This is a genomic window from Vibrio sp. CB1-14, assembly GCF_040412085.2.
GTDB lineage: Bacteria > Pseudomonadota > Gammaproteobacteria > Enterobacterales > Vibrionaceae > Vibrio > Vibrio chaetopteri.
The window spans coordinates 1,657,168-1,677,104 of sequence record NZ_CP115920.1 but is presented as its reverse complement, the minus strand read 5'-3'; the positions used below and the strand labels follow the sequence as shown (position 1 = coordinate 1,677,104).

Annotated in this window: 18 protein-coding genes; 8 read left to right on the top strand and 10 right to left on the bottom strand. The window is 45.2% G+C overall.

What is annotated here, in order from left to right; all coding sequences use genetic code 11:
- Positions 1–124 precede the first annotated feature (124 nt).
- The gene (gene rplY, locus PG915_RS07590; protein ID WP_353498571.1) at positions 125–403 is read left to right on the top strand and encodes a 50S ribosomal protein L25; all 279 of its coding nucleotides are present in this window, start codon (positions 125–127) and stop codon (positions 401–403) included.
- Between the two features lie 297 nt (positions 404–700).
- Here the strand turns inward: rplY and PG915_RS07585 are convergent, their stop codons facing one another.
- From PG915_RS07585 to PG915_RS07555, 7 genes are all read right to left on the bottom strand, one after another.
- Positions 701–1,816 (bottom strand): amidohydrolase family protein, encoded by a 1,116-nt coding sequence (locus PG915_RS07585; protein ID WP_353498570.1) that lies wholly within the window; start codon positions 1,814–1,816, stop codon positions 701–703.
- 294 nt (positions 1,817–2,110) lie between these two features.
- Positions 2,111–3,934 carry a bifunctional sugar phosphate isomerase/epimerase/4-hydroxyphenylpyruvate dioxygenase family protein gene (locus PG915_RS07580; protein WP_353498569.1) on the bottom strand — a complete coding sequence of 608 codons (1,824 nt, stop codon included), beginning with the start codon at positions 3,932–3,934 and terminating at the stop codon, positions 2,111–2,113.
- A 9-nt stretch (positions 3,935–3,943) separates the two neighbouring features.
- The gene (locus PG915_RS07575; RefSeq protein WP_353498568.1) at positions 3,944–5,017 is read right to left on the bottom strand and encodes a Gfo/Idh/MocA family protein; all 1,074 of its coding nucleotides are present in this window, start codon (positions 5,015–5,017) and stop codon (positions 3,944–3,946) included.
- A 46-nt stretch (positions 5,018–5,063) separates the two neighbouring features.
- Entirely contained in the window at positions 5,064–5,990 is a 927-nt protein-coding gene (locus tag PG915_RS07570; RefSeq protein ID WP_353498567.1) for an AEC family transporter, read from the bottom strand.
- A gap of 9 nt (positions 5,991–5,999) precedes the next feature.
- Complete coding sequence (locus PG915_RS07565; protein ID WP_353498566.1) at positions 6,000–7,265, bottom strand: TRAP transporter large permease; 1,266 nt, start codon at positions 7,263–7,265, stop codon at positions 6,000–6,002.
- A gap of 9 nt (positions 7,266–7,274) precedes the next feature.
- Positions 7,275–7,772, bottom strand: a complete 498-nt coding sequence (locus PG915_RS07560) for a TRAP transporter small permease (protein WP_353498565.1) — start codon at positions 7,770–7,772, stop codon at positions 7,275–7,277.
- Between the two features lie 62 nt (positions 7,773–7,834).
- Positions 7,835–8,839 (bottom strand): DctP family TRAP transporter solute-binding subunit, encoded by a 1,005-nt coding sequence (locus tag PG915_RS07555; RefSeq protein ID WP_353498564.1) that lies wholly within the window; start codon positions 8,837–8,839, stop codon positions 7,835–7,837.
- A gap of 416 nt (positions 8,840–9,255) precedes the next feature.
- Between PG915_RS07555 and PG915_RS07550 the strand changes: the two genes are divergently transcribed.
- The 7 genes from PG915_RS07550 (at position 9,256) to PG915_RS07520 (ending at position 17,434) form a co-directional block, all read left to right on the top strand.
- Positions 9,256–10,473, top strand: a complete 1,218-nt coding sequence (locus PG915_RS07550; protein ID WP_353498563.1) for a LysR family transcriptional regulator — start codon at positions 9,256–9,258, stop codon at positions 10,471–10,473.
- Between the two features lie 118 nt (positions 10,474–10,591).
- Positions 10,592–11,476, top strand: a complete 885-nt coding sequence (locus PG915_RS07545) for a DUF1932 domain-containing protein (protein WP_353498562.1) — start codon at positions 10,592–10,594, stop codon at positions 11,474–11,476.
- 64 nt (positions 11,477–11,540) lie between these two features.
- On the top strand, positions 11,541–12,494 hold the full coding sequence (locus PG915_RS07540) for a Gfo/Idh/MocA family oxidoreductase (RefSeq protein ID WP_353498561.1): 954 nt from the start codon (positions 11,541–11,543) through the stop codon (positions 12,492–12,494).
- Positions 12,495–12,503: 9 nt separating this feature from the next.
- Positions 12,504–13,508: an aldo/keto reductase gene (locus tag PG915_RS07535; RefSeq protein WP_353498560.1), complete on the top strand. Its 1,005-nt coding sequence runs from the start codon at positions 12,504–12,506 to the stop codon at positions 13,506–13,508.
- 64 nt (positions 13,509–13,572) lie between these two features.
- Positions 13,573–14,304, top strand: coding sequence for a PIG-L deacetylase family protein (locus PG915_RS07530; protein ID WP_353498559.1), 732 nt, complete (start codon positions 13,573–13,575; stop codon positions 14,302–14,304).
- A 245-nt stretch (positions 14,305–14,549) separates the two neighbouring features.
- Positions 14,550–15,488: a TAXI family TRAP transporter solute-binding subunit gene (locus tag PG915_RS07525; protein ID WP_353498558.1), complete on the top strand. Its 939-nt coding sequence runs from the start codon at positions 14,550–14,552 to the stop codon at positions 15,486–15,488.
- A gap of 11 nt (positions 15,489–15,499) precedes the next feature.
- Positions 15,500–17,434, top strand: coding sequence for a TRAP transporter permease (locus tag PG915_RS07520; protein ID WP_353498557.1), 1,935 nt, complete (start codon positions 15,500–15,502; stop codon positions 17,432–17,434).
- A gap of 412 nt (positions 17,435–17,846) precedes the next feature.
- Here the strand turns inward: PG915_RS07520 and PG915_RS07515 are convergent, their stop codons facing one another.
- Genes PG915_RS07515 through PG915_RS07505 form a run of 3 tightly spaced genes read right to left on the bottom strand, consistent with a single transcriptional unit; the run spans position 17,847 to position 19,919 of the window.
- Positions 17,847–18,686 (bottom strand): class III extradiol dioxygenase family protein, encoded by an 840-nt coding sequence (locus PG915_RS07515; RefSeq protein ID WP_353498556.1) that lies wholly within the window; start codon positions 18,684–18,686, stop codon positions 17,847–17,849.
- A gap of 2 nt (positions 18,687–18,688) precedes the next feature.
- The gene (locus PG915_RS07510) at positions 18,689–19,039 is read right to left on the bottom strand and encodes a protocatechuate 4,5-dioxygenase subunit alpha (RefSeq protein ID WP_353498555.1); all 351 of its coding nucleotides are present in this window, start codon (positions 19,037–19,039) and stop codon (positions 18,689–18,691) included.
- Position 19,040: 1 nt separating this feature from the next.
- On the bottom strand, positions 19,041–19,919 hold the full coding sequence (locus tag PG915_RS07505; protein ID WP_353498554.1) for an amidohydrolase family protein: 879 nt from the start codon (positions 19,917–19,919) through the stop codon (positions 19,041–19,043).
- Positions 19,920–19,937 lie beyond the last annotated feature (18 nt).

Here is a 19,937-nt window from a genome sequence, read left to right as displayed (position 1 = left end):
ATGGATGTTAGTATCCGCGCTCGTTTTGAGAGTATCTTTACGATCCCTTAAAACGATTTAAGTTTTGACTAGGTCGCTATGTCAAAACGTATTTGTTAATTTTACTATTTTGAGAGTAAAAACTATGAAATTCGAAGCAGTAGTACGTACTGAACTAGGTAAGGGTGCGAGCCGCCGCCTACGTCACGCTGGTCAATTCCCAGCAATCGTTTACGGTGGTGAAGCAGCACCTCTATCAGTTGCTCTAAACCACGATGACATCGTAAACCAAATGGACAAGCCAGAATTCTACGAAGGCATCACTCTAGTGGTTGCTGGCGAAGAAGTTAAGGTTAAGCCACAAGACGTTCAACGTCACGCGTTCAAGCCAAAAGTTGAGCACATGGACTTCATCCGTATCTAATTCCCCTACCAAGGAATTAATCGGATTTAATCCAAACCTTATGCATAGAAAGATTCTCGGCCTTACCAACCAAGAATTTTAGAAAATTCGAAACCCCGATGCTACCAACATCGGGGTTTCACCGTTTTAAAAGGGAGCAAAACTCTCTTAACCTCTTGTTACTATATAGAGTGCCGGAAATACAGAATAGCTTTGTGAGGAAACTAGTTCTAGCTGTTCAATCGTATAGTTTCAAACTACCTCTGAATTCGTACAGTTAACGAAAAAGAGCCACACTGGCTCTTTTCTCTCTCATCACTACAGCGTGTTTTTGTATATATCACCGTCTTTCATAATCACTTTCTTAGCCTCATCGCTCATCACACACTCAACACCTTCCAACGGGTTGCCATCGATAATTAAAAGGTCGGCATACGCCCCTTCCACGATTTGTCCCAGCTTACCTTCTTGGTATGGGTGCTGATAGGTAGACATTTCGAACAGTCGTCCACAGTTTGATGTTGCCATGCGTAGAGCTGTAATAGTGTCGAACGTCTTTTCAATTGCTCCTAGCTCTTGCATCTGAGTTTCATGGACATTCGATGCGCCCACACAGTCAGTGCCAAACGCCAAGTTTTCGATTTGGTACTTCTTAATCAAATCGGCTGACTTAAACATCGCCTTGCCAACGCGCTCGGTCTTACGATACGTCTCTTCGTTAGGTAGCGGAATTTTGCGCTCAGCAATCAAAGATGACGTGAAGTAAGACGGTACAACCCAAATCCCTTTCTCTTTGATGATCTGGGCAACTTCGTCATCCATAATCGTGGCGTGCTCAAAGCACTTAACTCCAGCTTCGGCTGCTCTTTTCATTGCCGGAATGGTGTGGATGTGCGCTGCTACATAAGTGCCATAGTCAGATGCCGCTTCTACCGCTGCTTTGAAAGTACCTGTTTTCATCAAAGGCGAGTCTTCATGTCCGTTAGCTAGGCGCTCTTGCGCTTGATTTTGGCGATAGTCTGAATGGCCACAAGTTTGAGAAATTGCCGCTTGAGATGGCAGAATTCGGGGGCCTGTTGCGTATCCGCTATCAATGGCGTTTTTAAGACCAAGCGTATTGCCACCAACATCTCGACAAGTCGTAAACCCTCGCATCAGCATTTCTTGAGATATTTTCGCTGAACGGATAGCAATCTCTTCTCTTGTCATTGCATCAAGCGTTGTAAAGCCCGCAGATAACGTGATGTGAACGTGAGCATCGATTAGCCCAGGCATCACGATCCCGCCCTTCGCATCAATAATTTCGTCAGCGATCGATGGGTCGACGTCGCCAATTTGAGTAATCAGGTTGTCTTCAATAAGAACCGATACGTTCTCGATAAGCTTGTCATCAGTACCATTAAAAACGTTCGCGTTAGTAATTAGCTTTTTCATGTCGTGTTCCTCGTTTCTGTTGAGCATTGTTAGCTGATGCACTCATCATAAACGCACACCGAACACAGAAATGGCCATTTGACGACACCAATAGAGCGCAAACTCGACAGTAACTACTTCTTCGAGGATGTAAAAAAGCCAACTCTTTCCGAGTTGGCTTTAGAATCAGACCTTGTTCTATCTACATACATTATTTGACGAAACAATTGTTGACTGACGAGAGATTTATAACAATTGACCAGCAACCGAGAAACGTCACTAATCAACCCTTATTTATTCGCTGTCACAAGAGCATTAATCGCTGTACGACTGAGACGCTAAACGAATGAACGCATTGGTCTCACCATACTTTTTATACTCATCAACTCTCTGCAGTACTTCGAAGAACAGACCATTCACTTCTTTTGTATAGAAATGGAAAAAGCTGCCCGTTTCATCTTCGGTGTACAGAATGTTGTTGTGTTTCAGCTTCTCAATCAATCCATCATCGAGATCGTATTGTGCTTGTATGTCGAGATAATAGTTGGTGGGGATCTTCAGCTGATAGATAGGCGAAAGGTTCTCTGCTGCTTTGAATATATCTTTACACTCCAAAGCAACTTGATTGATACTCGCTCCATTAGACTCATTAAGAAACCTCTGCGCGGACGTGCGCTTAGCATTGGTTGTGTTTAGTGCAATCTTAATCTTCTCGTTCGGACTTTTGATGGTTCGGCTAGTAATCAATCCGTTAATATCGGGTAGATCAAAGCTCTCTTCAGGAACAAAGCCAAAGATAGATTTGTAGAAAAATAGGTTCGACAATAACGTATCCGTCGACACGACCTGACCAATATGGTCGATACGTAATAAGTTGTCATTGACGGCCAGAGATGGCTCTACAGCGACAAAATCAACGTCGTAGAATTTCTCGGCATGATTTTCATCCAGTAAATGAATCATAAGCTGACTTGAGCTTTTTAACGTTGGAATGTCTAGTTCATTTTCCTGGCGCGCCTGGAATATCGCTGGGCTATTATAGCGTTTTGCCAACTCCGCCAATCGGTCTGAATCTTTGGTCAAGACGCCCAAGGCACATACCGACTCACCATGTCCTTCAAGGTAGCTTTGCGCATTACTGTTCTTCTCGTAATTGAAGATCAGATTGATGTCCCCTATCTGATAAAGGTCAACATTTTTGCTTTTATGGTTGTGCGTTTTTTGGAAACCAAGCGACTCAATTACATCAGTAAACGCGTTATCCTCTCGATCTTTGACAGCAAACTCAATGAAACTCAGGTCAGACACACTCGGCATTTCAAATAAGTTGTCTGTTTGGTCTTCTAGCCATTTCAGAGAACGAATGCCATCAACGGCCTTCTCTTTAGGGGAAGAGGCTCGAAACTCATCATTAAACACTTCGTGTGAGAGATAGTCGTCATACCCTTTGTCCTTCAGCGTCTTCACAAAGTCTATGACCGGAAAGTCTCCTTGTCCTGGGAAGCATCGGTAATGTCGGCTGTATTGCAAGATGTCCATTTGCATTTTTGGCGCATCGGCGACTTGAACCAGAGCAATCTTTTCTACCGGAATATCATTACGTAATGTGTCTAACGTGTTGCCGCGTGCGAACATATGGAAGGTATCAAGCACGACACCAAGATTGGGGTGGTTCACCATGTTCACCAAATTCCATGCGTCATCGTAGTCAGCAATATGACGTCCCCATGCAAGCGCCTCATAACCAAGCTCCAAGTCTTCACGCTTAGCCAGTTCGGCCAACGCGTAAAGATCTTCCGCGCAGCGGTCTAAGTTATTTGTGGAACGCGGGTGTACGTTACTGCACATCATTAGGCGTTTGGTGCCAAGCTGGTGTGCGAGCTCCATTTTGCGCTCCATCATTTTGTATTTCTTCTGGCGCAAACCATCTGGCATCCCTTCCATATCACGGAAAGGCTGAAGCACTAAAATGTCCAAGCCCATACTGTCAGCAATGCGCTTTACATCGGAGGCAGAGCCACGATATTGAGTCAGATCATTTTCAAATATCTCGATAGCATGGAATCCTGCTTTTGCCGCTGCATGCATCTTCTGCTCAAGAGTACCGGATAGACAAACCGTTGCGATTGAGTATTTCATTCTGAGCTCCTATTTATCGATTAACACAGATACATCTTGAACCGACACATACGCTTCTGTTTCGGTCGCCTTAATAATGGCGTCGACAACTAATAAGTTTTGCAAGCCATCATAAACACTCACGCGTGGGGTATTTTCATCGCCACGGATCAACGCACAAAAGTGTTCCAACTGACGTTTTAGTGGGTCTTCTCTTGTTACTTCTTCCTGACGCTCCTCCATTGCATTCCACCATGACGGCGTAACTTCATTTTGGAATGTCTTAATTTGCATGGTTGGGATAGACAACGAACCTTTGGTGCCCGCTACGTGGTAGCAATCTTCGGTCTCGTACGTCGCGTAGGACTTATTCTCTTGTGATGTTTGCTCCCAGCTGCGAGGACTTGCTGAAGAGTCTGACAGTAAAAACGAGCCGAGTGTGCCGTTCGTAAATCGAAGCGAAATAACCGTGGTATCTTCGACTTCAAATTCACGCGTTGCATTAGAGTTGAGCGCTTGAACGCCAACAATGTCACCCACTAAGTGACGGAGATTACCAATTTCATGGATCATATTAATAAGAATTGGGCCGCCGCCTTTTACTTTGCGCCATGGGCCTTCATCGTAGTAATCATCAGGCTTGTAAAACATTGCACAGCCCATAATCGACACGGTTTTACCCAGCTCACCACTGTCAATAATCGATTTGGCCTTCTCAAGTAAAGGGCTATATGCACGGTGATGGCCAACTAGCATTTTGGTTTCTTCACGCTTGGCATGTTTAAACAGCTCAATCGCATCATCAATGGAATCTGTCACCGGCTTCTCGACAATAGCAGGCACCCCAGCTTGGATACATTCATGGGCTTGGATCGCGTGTAGTTTATTGGGAGTGGCAAGAATGACACCATCGGGTTTGTCTTGCGCAAACAGTTCCTCCAAGCTCGAGTAAACTTTCACGCCATATTCATTCGCGATCGCTTGGGCACTCGGAAATGGGTCAACAATGGCCGACAACGTCGATTGATTATTTTCCGACACAAGTTTGATGTGAGTTTTTCCGATCAAACCGGCTCCAGCAACAGCTATTTTAACTTGTTTCATGTTTTAACCTTTTATTTACGTTACGCGCTCTGGCGCGTGTTTATAGTTATGATGTGGTAAGTGAGATAACGACTGACAGCGAAAAACCCGATGCTATTGTGGTGACGATCAACGTATTTAAACAAAAGCGCTGCTGCTGATAACAGCCACCAAGAATTGGATAGATAGATAGCATTGGTGCCGCTGCAAAAATCAGTAGTACGTATTGCATGTCCCCCTCAACTGGCAGTTGCGATAACAGCATCAACGCCACCAAGGGAAAGAAAACCAGCTTCATAGACGACACAAATGCGATGCGTTTATATTGCTCAAACTGCAGTGACTGCCCCAATGCCCCACCTATGGCAAACAGCGCTAATGCCACCGATGTTGTTGCGAAAATGGATACGCTATCAGCAACAAAACTTGGCAACGTGACACCGGTGATATTGACCATAAGTGCAAACAGAATCGCCAAGATAATGGGGTTTTTGGATACGCGCTCCAGCACGCCCATGATCTGAGTTTTCCAACCTGCGCTTTTGCCCTGAGCAAACTCCAATAACACTAAGCTAATGGGAATAAACACTAAGTTCTCCACCAGCACGCACATTAAAAACGCTTCAACGTACTGACCGTTATAAAGCGAGAGAACAATAGGCAAGCCCACAAATGCACTGTTGGGCATTCCGCTACCTAGCCCGTTGATGTAACTCTCAGTCCAGTTAAATTTGAACATGTAACGGCTTATCACTATCGAGGCTATCATCGACACCAAACCAGCAATGGCATAAATCAACATAAAGTTGAGGTCGATGACTTGAGTGAGTTCTATGCTTGTTAAACTGCTGACTATGACCGCAGGCAGTGAGACATACAGCACGAACTTGCTGGTTTCCGCGACAAACTGTTGGCTAAAAAGCCGTTTTTTGATTGAGAGAAACCCTGCCACTACAATCAATATGAGTGGCAGTAATACTTCTAGAACAAACATTATTAGCGTCTAATACCCGAGCAATTGTGGTAAGAAGAGGACGCTTTGGGGCACGAAGGTAATAAAGAACAATACCAACACCTCAAGCAAAAATAATGGCATTACCTGCTTAGATATAGCGGCTATTCCCACCTTAGAAATCGTATTCGACACGAACAAACAGATCCCCATTGGCGGCGTTATCAAACCAATCATCAGATTAAAAATCACCACAATGCCAAAATGGACTGGGTCGATACCGAAGCTCATTGCTATTGGATGGAAGATTGGAATGAGAATCAGCATTGCGGCAATGCCTTCCAAAAATAACCCAACAACCAAGAGGATGACATTAACCATAATGAGGAACATGATTGGGTCAGAAATCGAACTCAATACCTGTTGGCTAATAAACTGAGGAACTCTAGAGAATGTTAATAGCCAGTTCGCGACAGACACAACAGCAATCAAAATCAGCACAATGGATGAGTCACGCATCGATCGCATAAATACTTCTGGTAAGTCTTTAATCGTGATCGATTTATATAAGAACATACCCACAGATAGCGCATAGAAAGCGGCGAAAGCTGCAGCTTCCGTTGGGGTAACCACTCCCAACAAAATAGAGCCGAGAATAAAGATTGGCATACTCAAGGGAACAAATGCTTTGACCAATGCTTTACGGCGACTCGTTCTTTGGGTCGTACCAACAATGTTGTGCTTAGTCGCGTAGAAGAACACGAAAGTAGACAGTGCGATGGCCGACAAAATACCCGGTACAATACCCGCCAGGAATAATGCAGGGACAGAAACACCACTGGCGATCAATGCATAGATTATTACCGGAATACTCGGTGGGATCATAGGACCGATAACCGATGAGGCTGCGGTCAGCGCAGAGGAAAACGCTTTGCTGTAGCCCTCTTTTTCCATTTGAGGAATAAACACACGCCCTAGAGCAGATGTATCAGCGACGGCAGAACCGGAAATACCCGCGAACATAACAGAGGACCAAATATTCACTTGAGCGAGACCGCCACGAAGGTGACCAAACAGCGCATTAGCGAAGTCAATAATGCGATTTGTGATGCCGCTTTTATTCATCAATTCACCAGCCAAAACAAACAGTGGCACAGCAAGAATCGAGAATGAATCTAAGCCGCTAAATATGCGCTGGGCTACCAAGCTGATTGAGATAGGAGTGCTCGCTACGTAAAATGACATTGCCAACATAATGGCAAATACCAGAGGAACACCAAATACGAGCATACCGCCCATTAAAGCTATTGATGGCATAGTAAATCCTTATACGTCGCCTTGAGTTAAACGAGAAGAAGTCTGTTGATTACGCAGTACTTTCACATGTTCGGCCAAGCGCAGTAACGCTGAGACAATCAAACAAATGCCGCCTACCACTAACGCGGCCTGAAAGTAATACATGTTCACGCCAATTCCTGGGGACTCGATGCCACCGCGTTTCATCACAAAAAGGTAGCCGGAATACGTCATGACACCCGCACACACCAGTACTAAAATATCAACGATGACTTCCAGAGCTTTTTGAAACAAGCTTGATTTGATTGAGTCGAGGACTGCAAACTTAATGTGTAGCCCTTCTAAATAACACAGCGACGTACCAAACATAACGCCGTAAATCATCGAGTATTTGCACAGTTCTTCACCCCATAAGATCGACGTATTAAAAAAATAGCGACTGATGGTGGTAATTAACATCACCGAAAACAGTACAAATAGTGATGAACCCGCACAAAACGCTAAGAGTTTTTTATACTGTTCCATCATAATTACCCTTCCCCTAGCAGAGAACCGCGGCACGACATTGCGTTGTGCCGCAGTAAATAGATTTACTTGCTTGCAGCCTCAACAGCCTGAAGCGCCCCATCAATCCATTTAGAGTCAACCGTACCCTCTAGCCATTTGATAACCGCTGGTTGCGTTTGATCGCGGAACTGCTTCTGTTGCTCTGGTGTCAGCGACGTAATCTTCATGCCTTTTTGTGCGAGAACTTCAAGCCCCTCTGCTGAGTTGACTTGCTGAATCGCACGGCCGACGGTTCCTGCTACATTAGACGCGCGATCAATGATGGCTCGGTCAGCATCAGATAGGCTCTGATAGAAGTCCTCATTCATTAACAAGAAATCGGTACCATAGACGTGACCATCAAGTGTGATGTACTTTTGCAGCTCGTAGAACTTGTTCGCACTGATAACACTAACTGGGTTTTCTTGACCGTCTATGACACCCGTAGTCAAAGCCGCTGGCACTTCTGGGAATGCAATTGGCGTTGGTTCCGCTTTTAGCGACTTGAGTAACTCAACGTACAACGGTGTTGTCATTACGCGAATTTTTAGACCTTGTAGATCATCTGGGGATTTGATCTCACGCTTTGAATTAGTGAAGTGACGAAAGCCCGTTTCACCGTACGCTAAGTTACGTAAACCGGTTGTTTTAAGACATTGCTCGCTTAGTTTCTGACCAAATTCACCATCTAGCACTTCCCAGGCAACCGGTGCCGATGGGAAAAGATAAGGAATCTCTAAAACGTTAGCTTCTTTACAGAGCTTAGAGTATGCCCCAGAGACCATCGCCATCGTCAGCATTCCCTCTTGCGCTGACTGTAGTAGCTCGGTCTCACCACCGAGCTGACCAGATGGATAGATGTTAACGGCGATTCGACCACCCGATTCCGCTTCAACGATATTCTTGAATACTTGTGTCGCAGCACCTTTCTTAGAGATAGTCCAATCTTGAGAATCAACATGCCCAATCGAAATATCGATGTCAGCAGCGTGAGTGTTTACAGCGAAAGCCATGGATACGGCAAGGGATACAGTTTTTATAGTTTTCATCGGGTAGAACCTCCTGTTTCATTGCCGATAAAACTAACACTTGGATTTAACAAGTTAAAATTCACTTACTGAAAGCATTATTCAAAATTTAGATAACAATACCGTTTATAAGAACTTAAAGAACAAAAACAATCCTTTTTAAACAGCAACTTAAGATGGAGCAAATAACCTACACACCATCAATAAATAGTCATAAACATCACGAGAATAGCCATTCATTATAGAGAATTAAGTCACACTTTCGAAACATTGTACCGTTATCACCTTCATCAAACGCCTATTTTCCGTTACTAATAGGTCATTCAGTAAAGGCACAGTGTTTGTAAGTGATATCTATATATCATTCTTAGTTTTATCGCTGGTCTCGACATCCTTATCAACACATCTAAGTTAAATTAATCACTTAAGGAAACTGCATGTTTAATATCCCTAATCTACGTCACTTACGAGCTATCTCTGAAGTCGTGCATACGGGAAGTATTAGCAAAGCATCCGATTCTGTATTTCTATCTCAGCCCGCGATAACCCAAGCCATCTCCAAACTTGAGAAAAACATCAATAGCGAGTTGTTCGAGCGCACCAGCGACGGCATGAAACCCACAGAACAAGGAAAAACGTTCGCATTTCGAATTGACCGAGCACTAGAAAACATAAGCCAAGGCATTGCTGACGCACTCAAAGTTGCAACCAAACAACGTAAAAGCAGTGTGCAACGCTACCTCTTCAATATCACGACAACCCAATTAAAAGCATTGATCGCCGTAGCAAATGGACAGAGCTTTACTGAGGCCAGTCGAATCCTGGAAGTATCCCAATCATCTGTATACCGAGCATCGAAAGATCTTGAACATATTCTCGGTTTCACGCTGTTTGAAAAAACCAGCACAGGTGTTACGCTCTCCAAAGCGGGTTCGGTTCTGAACAAAGCAAGTAAGCTTGCTTTTGTTGAAATAAAACAAGGCCTTGATGAAGTTGACCTGTTAAGTAATCGTCACAGTAGTACCATCACTGTCGGCTGCCTACCTCTTGCTCGAACAGGCCTACTACCGAGCACTATCAATGAATTCTCCTTAGCTTACCCAGACTGCCAAATACAGGTTATTGATGGCCCCTATAAAGATCTTCTTAACCACTTAAAGTATGGCGAGATCGACATCTTAATTGGCGCACTACGCTTTCCTATACCAAGCACTGACATCCGCCAAGAAACATTATTCGAGTCCAAAAACACCATACTTTGCCGAGCAAACCACCCTCTAACACAAAAAGACCATGTCAGCTTAGAGGATCTACAGCAATCCAGTTGGGTGGTATCATCAAAAGCAACGCCAACGAGAAAAATGTTCGAAGATCTTTTTACTAAAGGTGATATCGAAGTGCCAAATCGACTGGTAGAAGCCAGCTCACAGATGCTGGTAAAAGAGCTGCTACTAGGCAGTGATCGGTTGACGTTACTTTCCCAACATCAAATTCAACGAGAACTCAAAGAAGGACACCTAACTGCCCTACCTTTTGAAGGCGACGATCAGTCCCGACCTATTGGTTTAACCGTTCGCAAGAACTGGTTTGCTACCTCTGTACAAAAACATTTCCTGCAATTATTAAGAACAAACGGCGTCAAAATGGCGGTCTAATTCGACCGCTTTTTCCCAAAATTGAATACCCTTACTCTTTAATTGATTATCCATACCGAATGGCCAATGGTACTGTTTTGCTGTAACCAAAATAATTAAAGACGACAAGGTGGTTATAGTGAGGGTCACAAGAATTGCATTTATTGGCTTTGGTGAAGCAGCGAAATCTTTTATTTCCGCTTGGAGCAATAAAGCCCCAGAAATAATGAATGCGTTTGACATAAAAACAAATAGATCCATATCTAGGGAAACAAAACTTCTCGAATATATCGATTATGGCGTCCAAGGTACATTTAGAGCGCAAGAGGCTATTCATGGCGCGCAAGTCGTGTTTTCTCTTGTAACAGCAGACCAGGCTGAAACAGCAATAAAAGATATCATCCCGTCACTGGGTCACAAGCAGCTGGTTTTGGATTGTAACTCCTGCTCTCCACAAACAAAAAAAGAGCTTGCAAGGCTAACTGAACAACAAGGCTCAAACTATGTTGATGTTGCTATCATGGCGCCTGTACTTCACAGCGCTCCAGCGATTCCAGTTAACCTTTCAGGTCCTAAAGCAAAACAAGCCGCCAGTTACCTCACCAGTTTGGGGTTTAAGACGCAAGTCATCTCAGAGAGGGTTGGAGATGCATCAAGCATTAAAATACTGCGCTCCATACTCGTCAAAGGCTTTGAAGCACTCACTACCGAATGTCTTGTTGCTGCACGTAAGTCGGGAGTGGAAAAACAAGTGCTTAAGTCCTTGAGCGACACCTACCCTGAGCTGGCACTGGCTAAACTGAGTCGCTACCACATGGAAAGAATGCTAAATCACGGAGAGCGAAGACATTCAGAGCTGAAAGAAGTCGAGGCATTGCTGAAGGATCTCAAGATAAACCACTCTATGGTGACGGGTGCCATGAACTGGCATCAGATGTTGGGCGCTATGCCTATAGAAGAGCAGCAACTGCCCTTGGAAGAACTGTCAGATGAAATAATCAAACACTTGCACGCGCCAAATTAACTCGCGAATGCAAAATATATTACCAATCCAAACCCTACATCGCTTGAATATAAAAGGAATGATTATGAACGTGTGTGTCGTAGGCGCAACCGGCGCTTTTGGTCAAAAACACCTCGAAGCTTTACGTAATATCGAAGACGTCAATGTAACTGCCTTGGTGGCACCAGAGCAGGACAAGCTTGACCAGCTAATTACCGAGAAATATCAAGCAGCACAAGGCTTCAGTTCTCTCGAACAAGCGCTGAAGTCCGACGACTTCCAAGCAGTGATCCTTGCGACGCCAACCCAAATGCACGCTGAACAAGCAATACAGTGTATGGAGGCCGGCAAACACGTTTTGGTTGAAATACCAATGGCTGACAATATCGAGGACAGCTATAAAGTCGTTGAAACACAGAAGAAAACCGGTGTCGTTGCTATGGCTGGACACACACGTCGCTTCAACCCTAGCCATCAGTGGATACACAACAAAATCGCCGCAGGTGAACTGACTATTCAGCAAATGGACGTTCAAACCTATTTCTTCCGCCGCACCAATACCAACGCTAAGGGAGAGCCGCGAACGTGGACTGATCACCTACTTTGGCACCACGCTTGCCATACCGTCGATCTTTTCCAATATCAAACGGGTCAAAAAGCCTCCAAAATTCAAGCAATGCAAGGACCGATTCATCCTGAACTTAACATTGCCATGGACATGAGCATTGGAATGAAAACCCCATCAGGCGCGCTGTGTACACTGTCTTTGTCATTCAACAATGATGGACCGTTTGGCACCTTCTTCCGTTATATCTGCGATGAGGGAACCTACATTGCACGTTATGACGACTTATTTGATGGCAATGAGAACCCTATCTCGCTTGAAGGTGTTGCTGTTTCGAATAATGGTATCGAACTGATCGATAGAGAGTTTATCGACGCTATCCGCACAGGTCGCGAACCTAATTCCAGCGTTGCAAGCTGCTTACCCGCGATGGAAACCCTACATGAACTTGAACAACAACTACAAGAACAGTAGGGACGACGAATGCGAAAGATTGGCGGAACTACGTTAGCTCCAGTGGCATTAGGCTGTATGAACCTGTCCCACGCCTATGGGACACCACCGACTGAGAAACACGGTATTGAACTTCTCAACCAAGCACTAGATCTCGGTTGCAACATGCTAGATACCGCTGCGCTGTATGGGTTCGGAGACAACGAGCAACTGCTAGCTAAAGCGGTGGGACATCGCCGCAATGAATATTTGCTTGCAAGTAAGTGCGGCATGTTCAAAGGAGCGAATGGTAAACGCACCATAGATGGTCGCCCTGAAACCCTTCGCCAGACTTGTGAGCAAGCACTCCGTCGATTAAATACCGATGTGATCGACCTTTATTACCTGCATCGTTGGGACAAATCAGTTCCGATAGAAGAGAGTGTGGGCGAGCTATCAAGACTCGTCGACGAGGGCAAGATTAAACACATTGGCTTATCTGAAGTGTCGGCAACCACACTTGAAAAAGCGCATTGCATCCACCCTATTGCAGCAGTGCAATCGGAGTATTCCCTATGGTCTAGAAATGCTGAAATCGCTGTGATTGATAAGTGTCGTGGGCTTGGCAGTGCGTTTGTTTCATTCAGCCCTGTCGGACGTGGAATTCTCAGTGGTGAATTGCAAAGCAATCAATTTGTCGCAGGAGATATTCGTAATGCTATGCCGCGCTTCAATGACGATCACTTCAGCACTAACTTAGCGACAGTCGATAAGTTTGCTTGCCTGCTTCCAATGTTTGCAGAAGAAAATACTTCTTTGCCATCCCCAACATTGGCGCAATTTGCATTAGCTTGGACACTAGCAAAAGCACCCAACTCGATTGCATTGCCCGGCACCACCAGCATCAAGCACTTAGAAGACAACTGGAATGCTCAGCAATATTCAATCTCAAGCGCTCTATTGGATCAAATTGAACGTACTGTGCCGCAAACAGCGTTTATCGGCAGCAGGTACAACACACAGACACAAGCAGAGATTGATACCGAAGAGTATTAGCCTCAAACCAAACAATGAAAACAAGCTCAAAAAAGAGCGATAAAGAAAGTGAAGGATTAATAACATGACAAAGAAAACAGCTTTAGTAATCAGTGCCCATTCTGCCGATTTCGTATGGCGTTGTGGCGGAGCCATCGCCTTACATCAAAAACTCGGCTATGAAGTGACCATCGCTTGTCTTTCTTATGGCGAGCGTGGCGAGTCAGCAAAGCTATGGAAGCAAGAAGGAATGACAATTGAAGATGTTAAACGCATCCGTCATCAAGAGGCGACCGCTGCCGCTGCTGCCCTGGGCGTTAGCGACATTCGTTTTTTCGACTTCGGGGACTACCCTCTTGAAATCGACAAAGAAGGCAAATACCAAATCGTCGACCTAATTCGTGAAGTTCAACCTGAGTTCATCATGACGCACTCTAAATGGGATCCTTACAACACCGATCACATGTACGCCACTGAGATCGCTCTTCAATGTCGAATGATCGCTCAAGCATGGGGTCATAACCCTGGTGAAAAAGTACTTGGTGCACCACAGGTTTACCTATTCGAACCACATCAAAGTGAGCAAATGGAATGGAAACCTAATACCTTCTTAGACATCTCTGAAGTGTGGGAAAGCAAAAAAGCGGCCATCGAATGCATGCAAGGTCAGGAACATCTATGGACTTTTTATGAAAATCTTGCTGAAAATCGCGGCAATCACTTTAGAAGAAACTCTGGTGGACAAGCAGGTGGCCGAAGCTGTCAACATGCCGAAGGTTTTCAGGCTATCTTCCCGCAATGTGTCGACTCGCTGTAGCACGAATAATTGTGTATGAGTGCATTAAAACACTCAAAACAATAGCAATAAAACTGTACGCATATCTCTATTGCCTCACGATTGAGGCAATAGTGCAACGATCACAAAATCGACCACTTATGTGGGGATTAAATTACAAATAACAAGTTTAAGACATCTGTAAGTCCCACCTTCAATATATTATTGGGCAGGTCAGCTTACACTCGCCACGACTATAAAATTACTACTCCAGGGACGAGACAAACATGAAAAAGAACATCCTAATTGCAGCGCTGCTCACTGCTGTAATGACTTCTAGCGCTTCACTTGCTACTGAGCGCATTTCAATCGGTACGGGCGGCACTGGCGGTCTATTTTACGTTATCGGTGCGGGTATCGCAGAAACCGTAAACAAACATGTTGACGATACAACCGCTCGCGCAGAAGTGACTGGCGCATCTGTCGAAAACAACCACAGAGTCGCTGCTGGCCAAATGACGATCGGCTTCTCTTCTTCCTCCACACTGTTTGAAGCTAAAAATGGACAAGGACCATTTGAAAGAACCGGGGCGTTAGATGTAGCAAGTGTCGCGTATCTTTATCCGGCGGTTTTGCAAGTGGCAACGGTCAAAGGTAAAGGGATTAACTCATTTGACGACTTGAAGGGAAAGCGTGTGAGTGTAGGTCCTCCGGGTAGTAATGCTGCCGTTATCACGCAGCGTTTGCTTGAAGAGTATGGCGTTTTCAAACAGATAACCCCACGCTTTTTATCATACACTGAGGGCGTGAAAGCGCTTGTTAGTGGTCAGGTTGATGCCACAGTTGTTTTAGCCGGTGCGCCAACCTCTTCTCTCATCGATTTAAACTCTCAAGTAGATATGAAGCTACTTTCCGCCGATAAAGAGAAGCTTCAAAGCATGGTCGAAAAGTATCCTTTCTATCAAGTCGCTCAATTGCAGCCAGGGGTTTACTCTGATATTGCAGAGCCAGTTACGGTTATTAATGACCCGGCGATTTTGTTCACCAGTAGTAAAGTAGACAAAAACCAAATCTACAGCATTACCAATGCAATTTTCTCTAATTTGGATGAGCTGGTACAAGTGCATCCCCAAGCTAAAAATATCCAATTAGAAACCGCTCCAACGACCCCTATCGATTTGCACCCGGGTGCGAAACAATACTTCGACGAGTCTAAAACTAACTAAAGGAACTCTCTATGAAGCAGACCTCTTTCTCAAGTCTGCTTCTTCCATCTGAGTCCTTAGGTTGGAAGGAGCAACTTGTCGTATCTATTTTGTTCAGTGTATTAGCCGTTGCGACGGCTGGTCTTGTTCTTTACGGCGCCTATTACGGGGGCATCACTGCCCTACTTTTACGTTCATCATTTTTCTCTTTAGTCGCTTGTGCGGCCATGGTTTTCTACGCCTCCCAAACACAGTCAGTGTTTCTACGGACTGGTCTCTACTTGCTGTCCCTCATCGCGTTAATTCCCGGCCCCTACTTATGGAACTCTTATATTGACATCATCATGCGTGGTGCGATGTCCGTTTCTGAAGACATTTGGGTATTCCTCGCCCTCATCTTAGTCATTTTTGTATTTGTAAGGCAGGCCGTTGGCCGAGCTCTGATCATTTTAATGGCTACTGCTTTTACTTATGTCTATTTTGGTGACTTAATTCCAGGTGAGTACGGACACGGTGGCTATGATCTGCACCGATTAACATCAACACTGCTTCTTTCAACAGAAGGTGTTTATGGTGTGCCTATGGGGGTCGCCGTAGAGTACATTTTCTTGTTCGGTTTATTTGGAACCATACTAACCAAGATAGGAACCGGAGCCGTATTTGTTGATATCGCTAGAGGACTAACAGGACGCGTTCAGGGTGGTCCTGGATTATCCGCTGCACTGTCGAGCGCTTTGCTCGGCTCTCTCAATGGCAGTGCGGTAGCAAATGTGGTCACCACGGGTACATTCACTATCCCCCTAATGAAGCGTGTTGGCTACAGCCCGAAATTAGCAGGCGCAATAGAAGCCGCCGCCTCGTCAGCAGGACAGATCATGCCACCTGTCATGGGGGCTGCTGCCTTCTTAATGGCAGAAATGATCGGTGTTCCTTACGCAGAAATCGCACTGGCTGCCTTAGTTCCTGCACTGCTATATCTACTCGCACTAATGATTTCAGTGCGCTTAGAAGCAGGCCGATTAGGTCTTAAACCCGACTCTGAGGCGGGTTGGGCGCTACTTAAAGCGACCCTGCAGACTAAGATTTACCTGCTATTGCCTCTGGCCGTCCTAGTGGGTCTGATGATCTCCGGACAGTCACCAACCCAAGCGGCGGTCATGGGTATTATTGCCGGCCTGGTTATTAGTCCATGGAAGCCAGAGACTCGTGTTAACTGGGTCGATCTGATTGATTCCTGCAAGGACACCTTGGTCAATACACTGCCCATCGTAGCGGCTGTGGCCTCTGCGGGTATTGTGATTGGTATTTTGAACTTAACGGGCATGGGTCTGATGATTTCTGGCCTTATCATTGACGTTGGTGACGGCAGTCTCTGGACGGTTTTGCTGTTAACGGCACTCGCTTCTTTTGTTCTTGGAATGGGACTGCCAACCTCAGCGGCCTACCTTCTCTTGGCAGTTCTCGTTGCGCCTGCAATGACACAACTGGGCATGGAAACGATTTCCGCCCACATGTTCATTTTCTATTTTGGTTTGGTGTCAGCAATTACGCCACCAGTCGCACTCGCAGCGTATGCCGCAGCCACAATTTCAGGAGCAGACGCCAATGAGACGGCCATCGAATCAATGCGTTTAGGGTTTGTTAAATTACTCATCCCATTCTTATTTGTCACTATGCCAGGCGTGTTACTGATCGGTGATGGTTTAAGTATAGTAGTGGCTATCTCCCTAGCGACTATGGCAACAATATCCATGAGTATTGGTTTCTCTGGCTGGTTAGGTGTTCCATTGACATGGATGAAACGAAGCGGCTTTATCGCTGCTGCGATTTTTATCGCTTGGCCAGAGGCTGCAACTAACTTTAGTACGCCGATAGTGTTAACTAGAGCGTTGGGCTTCATTTTGTTTGTCGCGCTATGCTTCCTTGTACGCGCTAAAACCAAGCAGCAAATGGCTCACATTGTTTAGACACTAACATCGAGGACAATGGAAAGCCCTTTTCCTGAGCTCGAACCTAGAACCTAGAACCTAGAACCTAGAACCTAGAACCTAGAAAACATGTTAGGCCAGTCGTTGAATCGACTGGCCTTTTTTGTGTCGTTAAGTGCGCCAGCACCATGGCTAACCAAGCCTCTTCTCTTCATGGCTTTGGCTCCGGTTCTAGCTCTGACGCCCATTCAACACTCTTGTATTTCGCGGCCTCCTTAGTAACTGGGTTGTTCGCAAAAGACTCTGCCGATAGCTTACGCTGCGCTAAAGCCTCTTATTCGATTGATGCAGTATCAGAGCGTGTCCGGAGTCGTCGCTTTCCCTAGATACTAAAAAACCTCAAGCATCACTGCTTGAGGTTTCAAAAAAGAGAACGGTTAGACGTTTATGCCTAATTGTTCTCAATCAGCATGGTACCTGCACCTGTATTTGAAATAGGCGCATGATAGCTACTTTTAAGAACATTTAACTCACCCGTTAGTGCGCCTCTCATGCCTAACCACATAATCAATTCCGCGCCCTGTGCACCGCCTTGCTCGACCAGATCGTAAATCGACAGTTTGGTTAGTGTTTCGGGATCATCAATGAGTTTTTCCATACAATAAAGATCAAACTCTTTGTTAATAAAGCCAGCGCGTTCGCCATCAAGTTGATGCGACAACCCTCCTGTACCAAGCACAACCACTTTAAGGTTTTGGTCGTAACTTTCGATCGCTTTACCTATCGCCTTACCGAAGTCAAAACAACGTTTCGGCGATGGCATTGGGTGTTGCTCAACGTTGATGCAAACAGGGATCACCTTCATATGACCATAGCTAAAGTTCGGCCACATAAGCTGCATCGGAACCGTTAACCCATGGTCTACTTTCATTTCTTGGCAAATCGTAATGTCGAATTCATCTTCCACCAACTGGTTACAGATATGCCAGGAAAGCTCTGGGTCGCCTTTAATTTCAGGAATAGTCGGAATCCCCCAACCTTCATCGGCATTTTTATAAGAAGGTGCAGCACCGATCGCAAATGTCGGCTTTTTATCCAAGAAAAATTCCAAGCCATGATCATTGTAGAAAACAACGGCTACATCCGGCTTAACCTCATCAAGCCAATGATGGATAGGTGGGTAGGCATCAAACAGTGGCTTCCAATAGTCTGTCTGCTGTAGATTGTTCTCAATAGCCTTACCAATTGAAGGAATGTGAGAGGTAGTAATACCACCAACAACTTTTGCCATAATTATTTCCCCGCCTCTACTAACATTTGTTTGAATTCTTCTACTGTCATACCCGTCTGTAATGCACCAATGTCTTGCATATTTAGACCCAACATTCCGACGAATTTTGCCAGATAGTAAATACTGCCACCTTCGCGGATAAGCCCTAAGACATCACGTTGCTGAATCGCTGTTTTCTGAGCTTCTGTTAAGCCATATTTGTCGCAGTAGTCCATCTCATTAGCAGTGAATTCGTCACGACCACACTGCTCGTTGAGCGAATGACACATCTTATTTAGGCCGTAGCCTTTACAAGCCATCTTGCCGTCAAACATCGTAGTACCAGGGATAGGTTTATTATTTAAGTAAGTCATGTTACACACTCTCCGGCCAGTAGAGTTTCATTGGATTGGTTACTAACAGCATCTGTTGCTGTTGTGCAGTCGTTGCAATTTGAGGGATCACATCCACTAAGTGACCATCATCTGGCGTATGTGACTTCATATTAGGGTGCGGCCAATCCGTCCCCCAAAGCACTCGGCTTGGAAATAAGTCAACCAGGGTCTTAGCAAATGGCACAACATCCGAATAATCTGGTGGAGTATGTGTAAGTCGCTCAGGACAACTTACTTTGCACCAGATGTTTGGATTGCGCTCCATCAAAGAGATAAACTTTCCAAACTCAGGGCTATCGATACCTTTTTCGACATTAGGGCGCCCCATGTGGTCGATCACTACGGTCATGTTGAGTTCTTCAAGGAATGGAATGACATCGTCAATGTCTTGCGACTCAAAGTAGACAACCACGTGCCAACCTAACGGGCGAATTTTATCGGCAATAGCTCTTAGTTTTTCGACTGGCACGGTATCCACCAAGCGCTTCACAAAGTTAAAACGCACTCCGCGAACACCTGCTTTGTCCATTTCAGAGAGCTCTTGTTCGGTAATCGTCTCATCAACAAAGGCGATGCCACGCGCGAGATCACCAGCGGTTTCAAGCGCATCAACCAAAGCTCGATTATCCGTGCTGTGACAAGAAGCTTGTACAATAACGTTACGGCTGAAACCAAGAAAATCACGTAGCGCAAACAGCTGCTCTTTTGATGCATCACAAGGCGTGTACTTGCGTGCAGGTGAGTAGGGAAACTTTGAAGCTGGACCAAACACATGACAGTGAACGTCCACCGCGCCTTCAGGTACGACAAATTTAGGCTGGCTTGGATTAGGGTGGAATGGTAAGTAATCAGCGTCCATTTTTCTTCCTTGTTATAT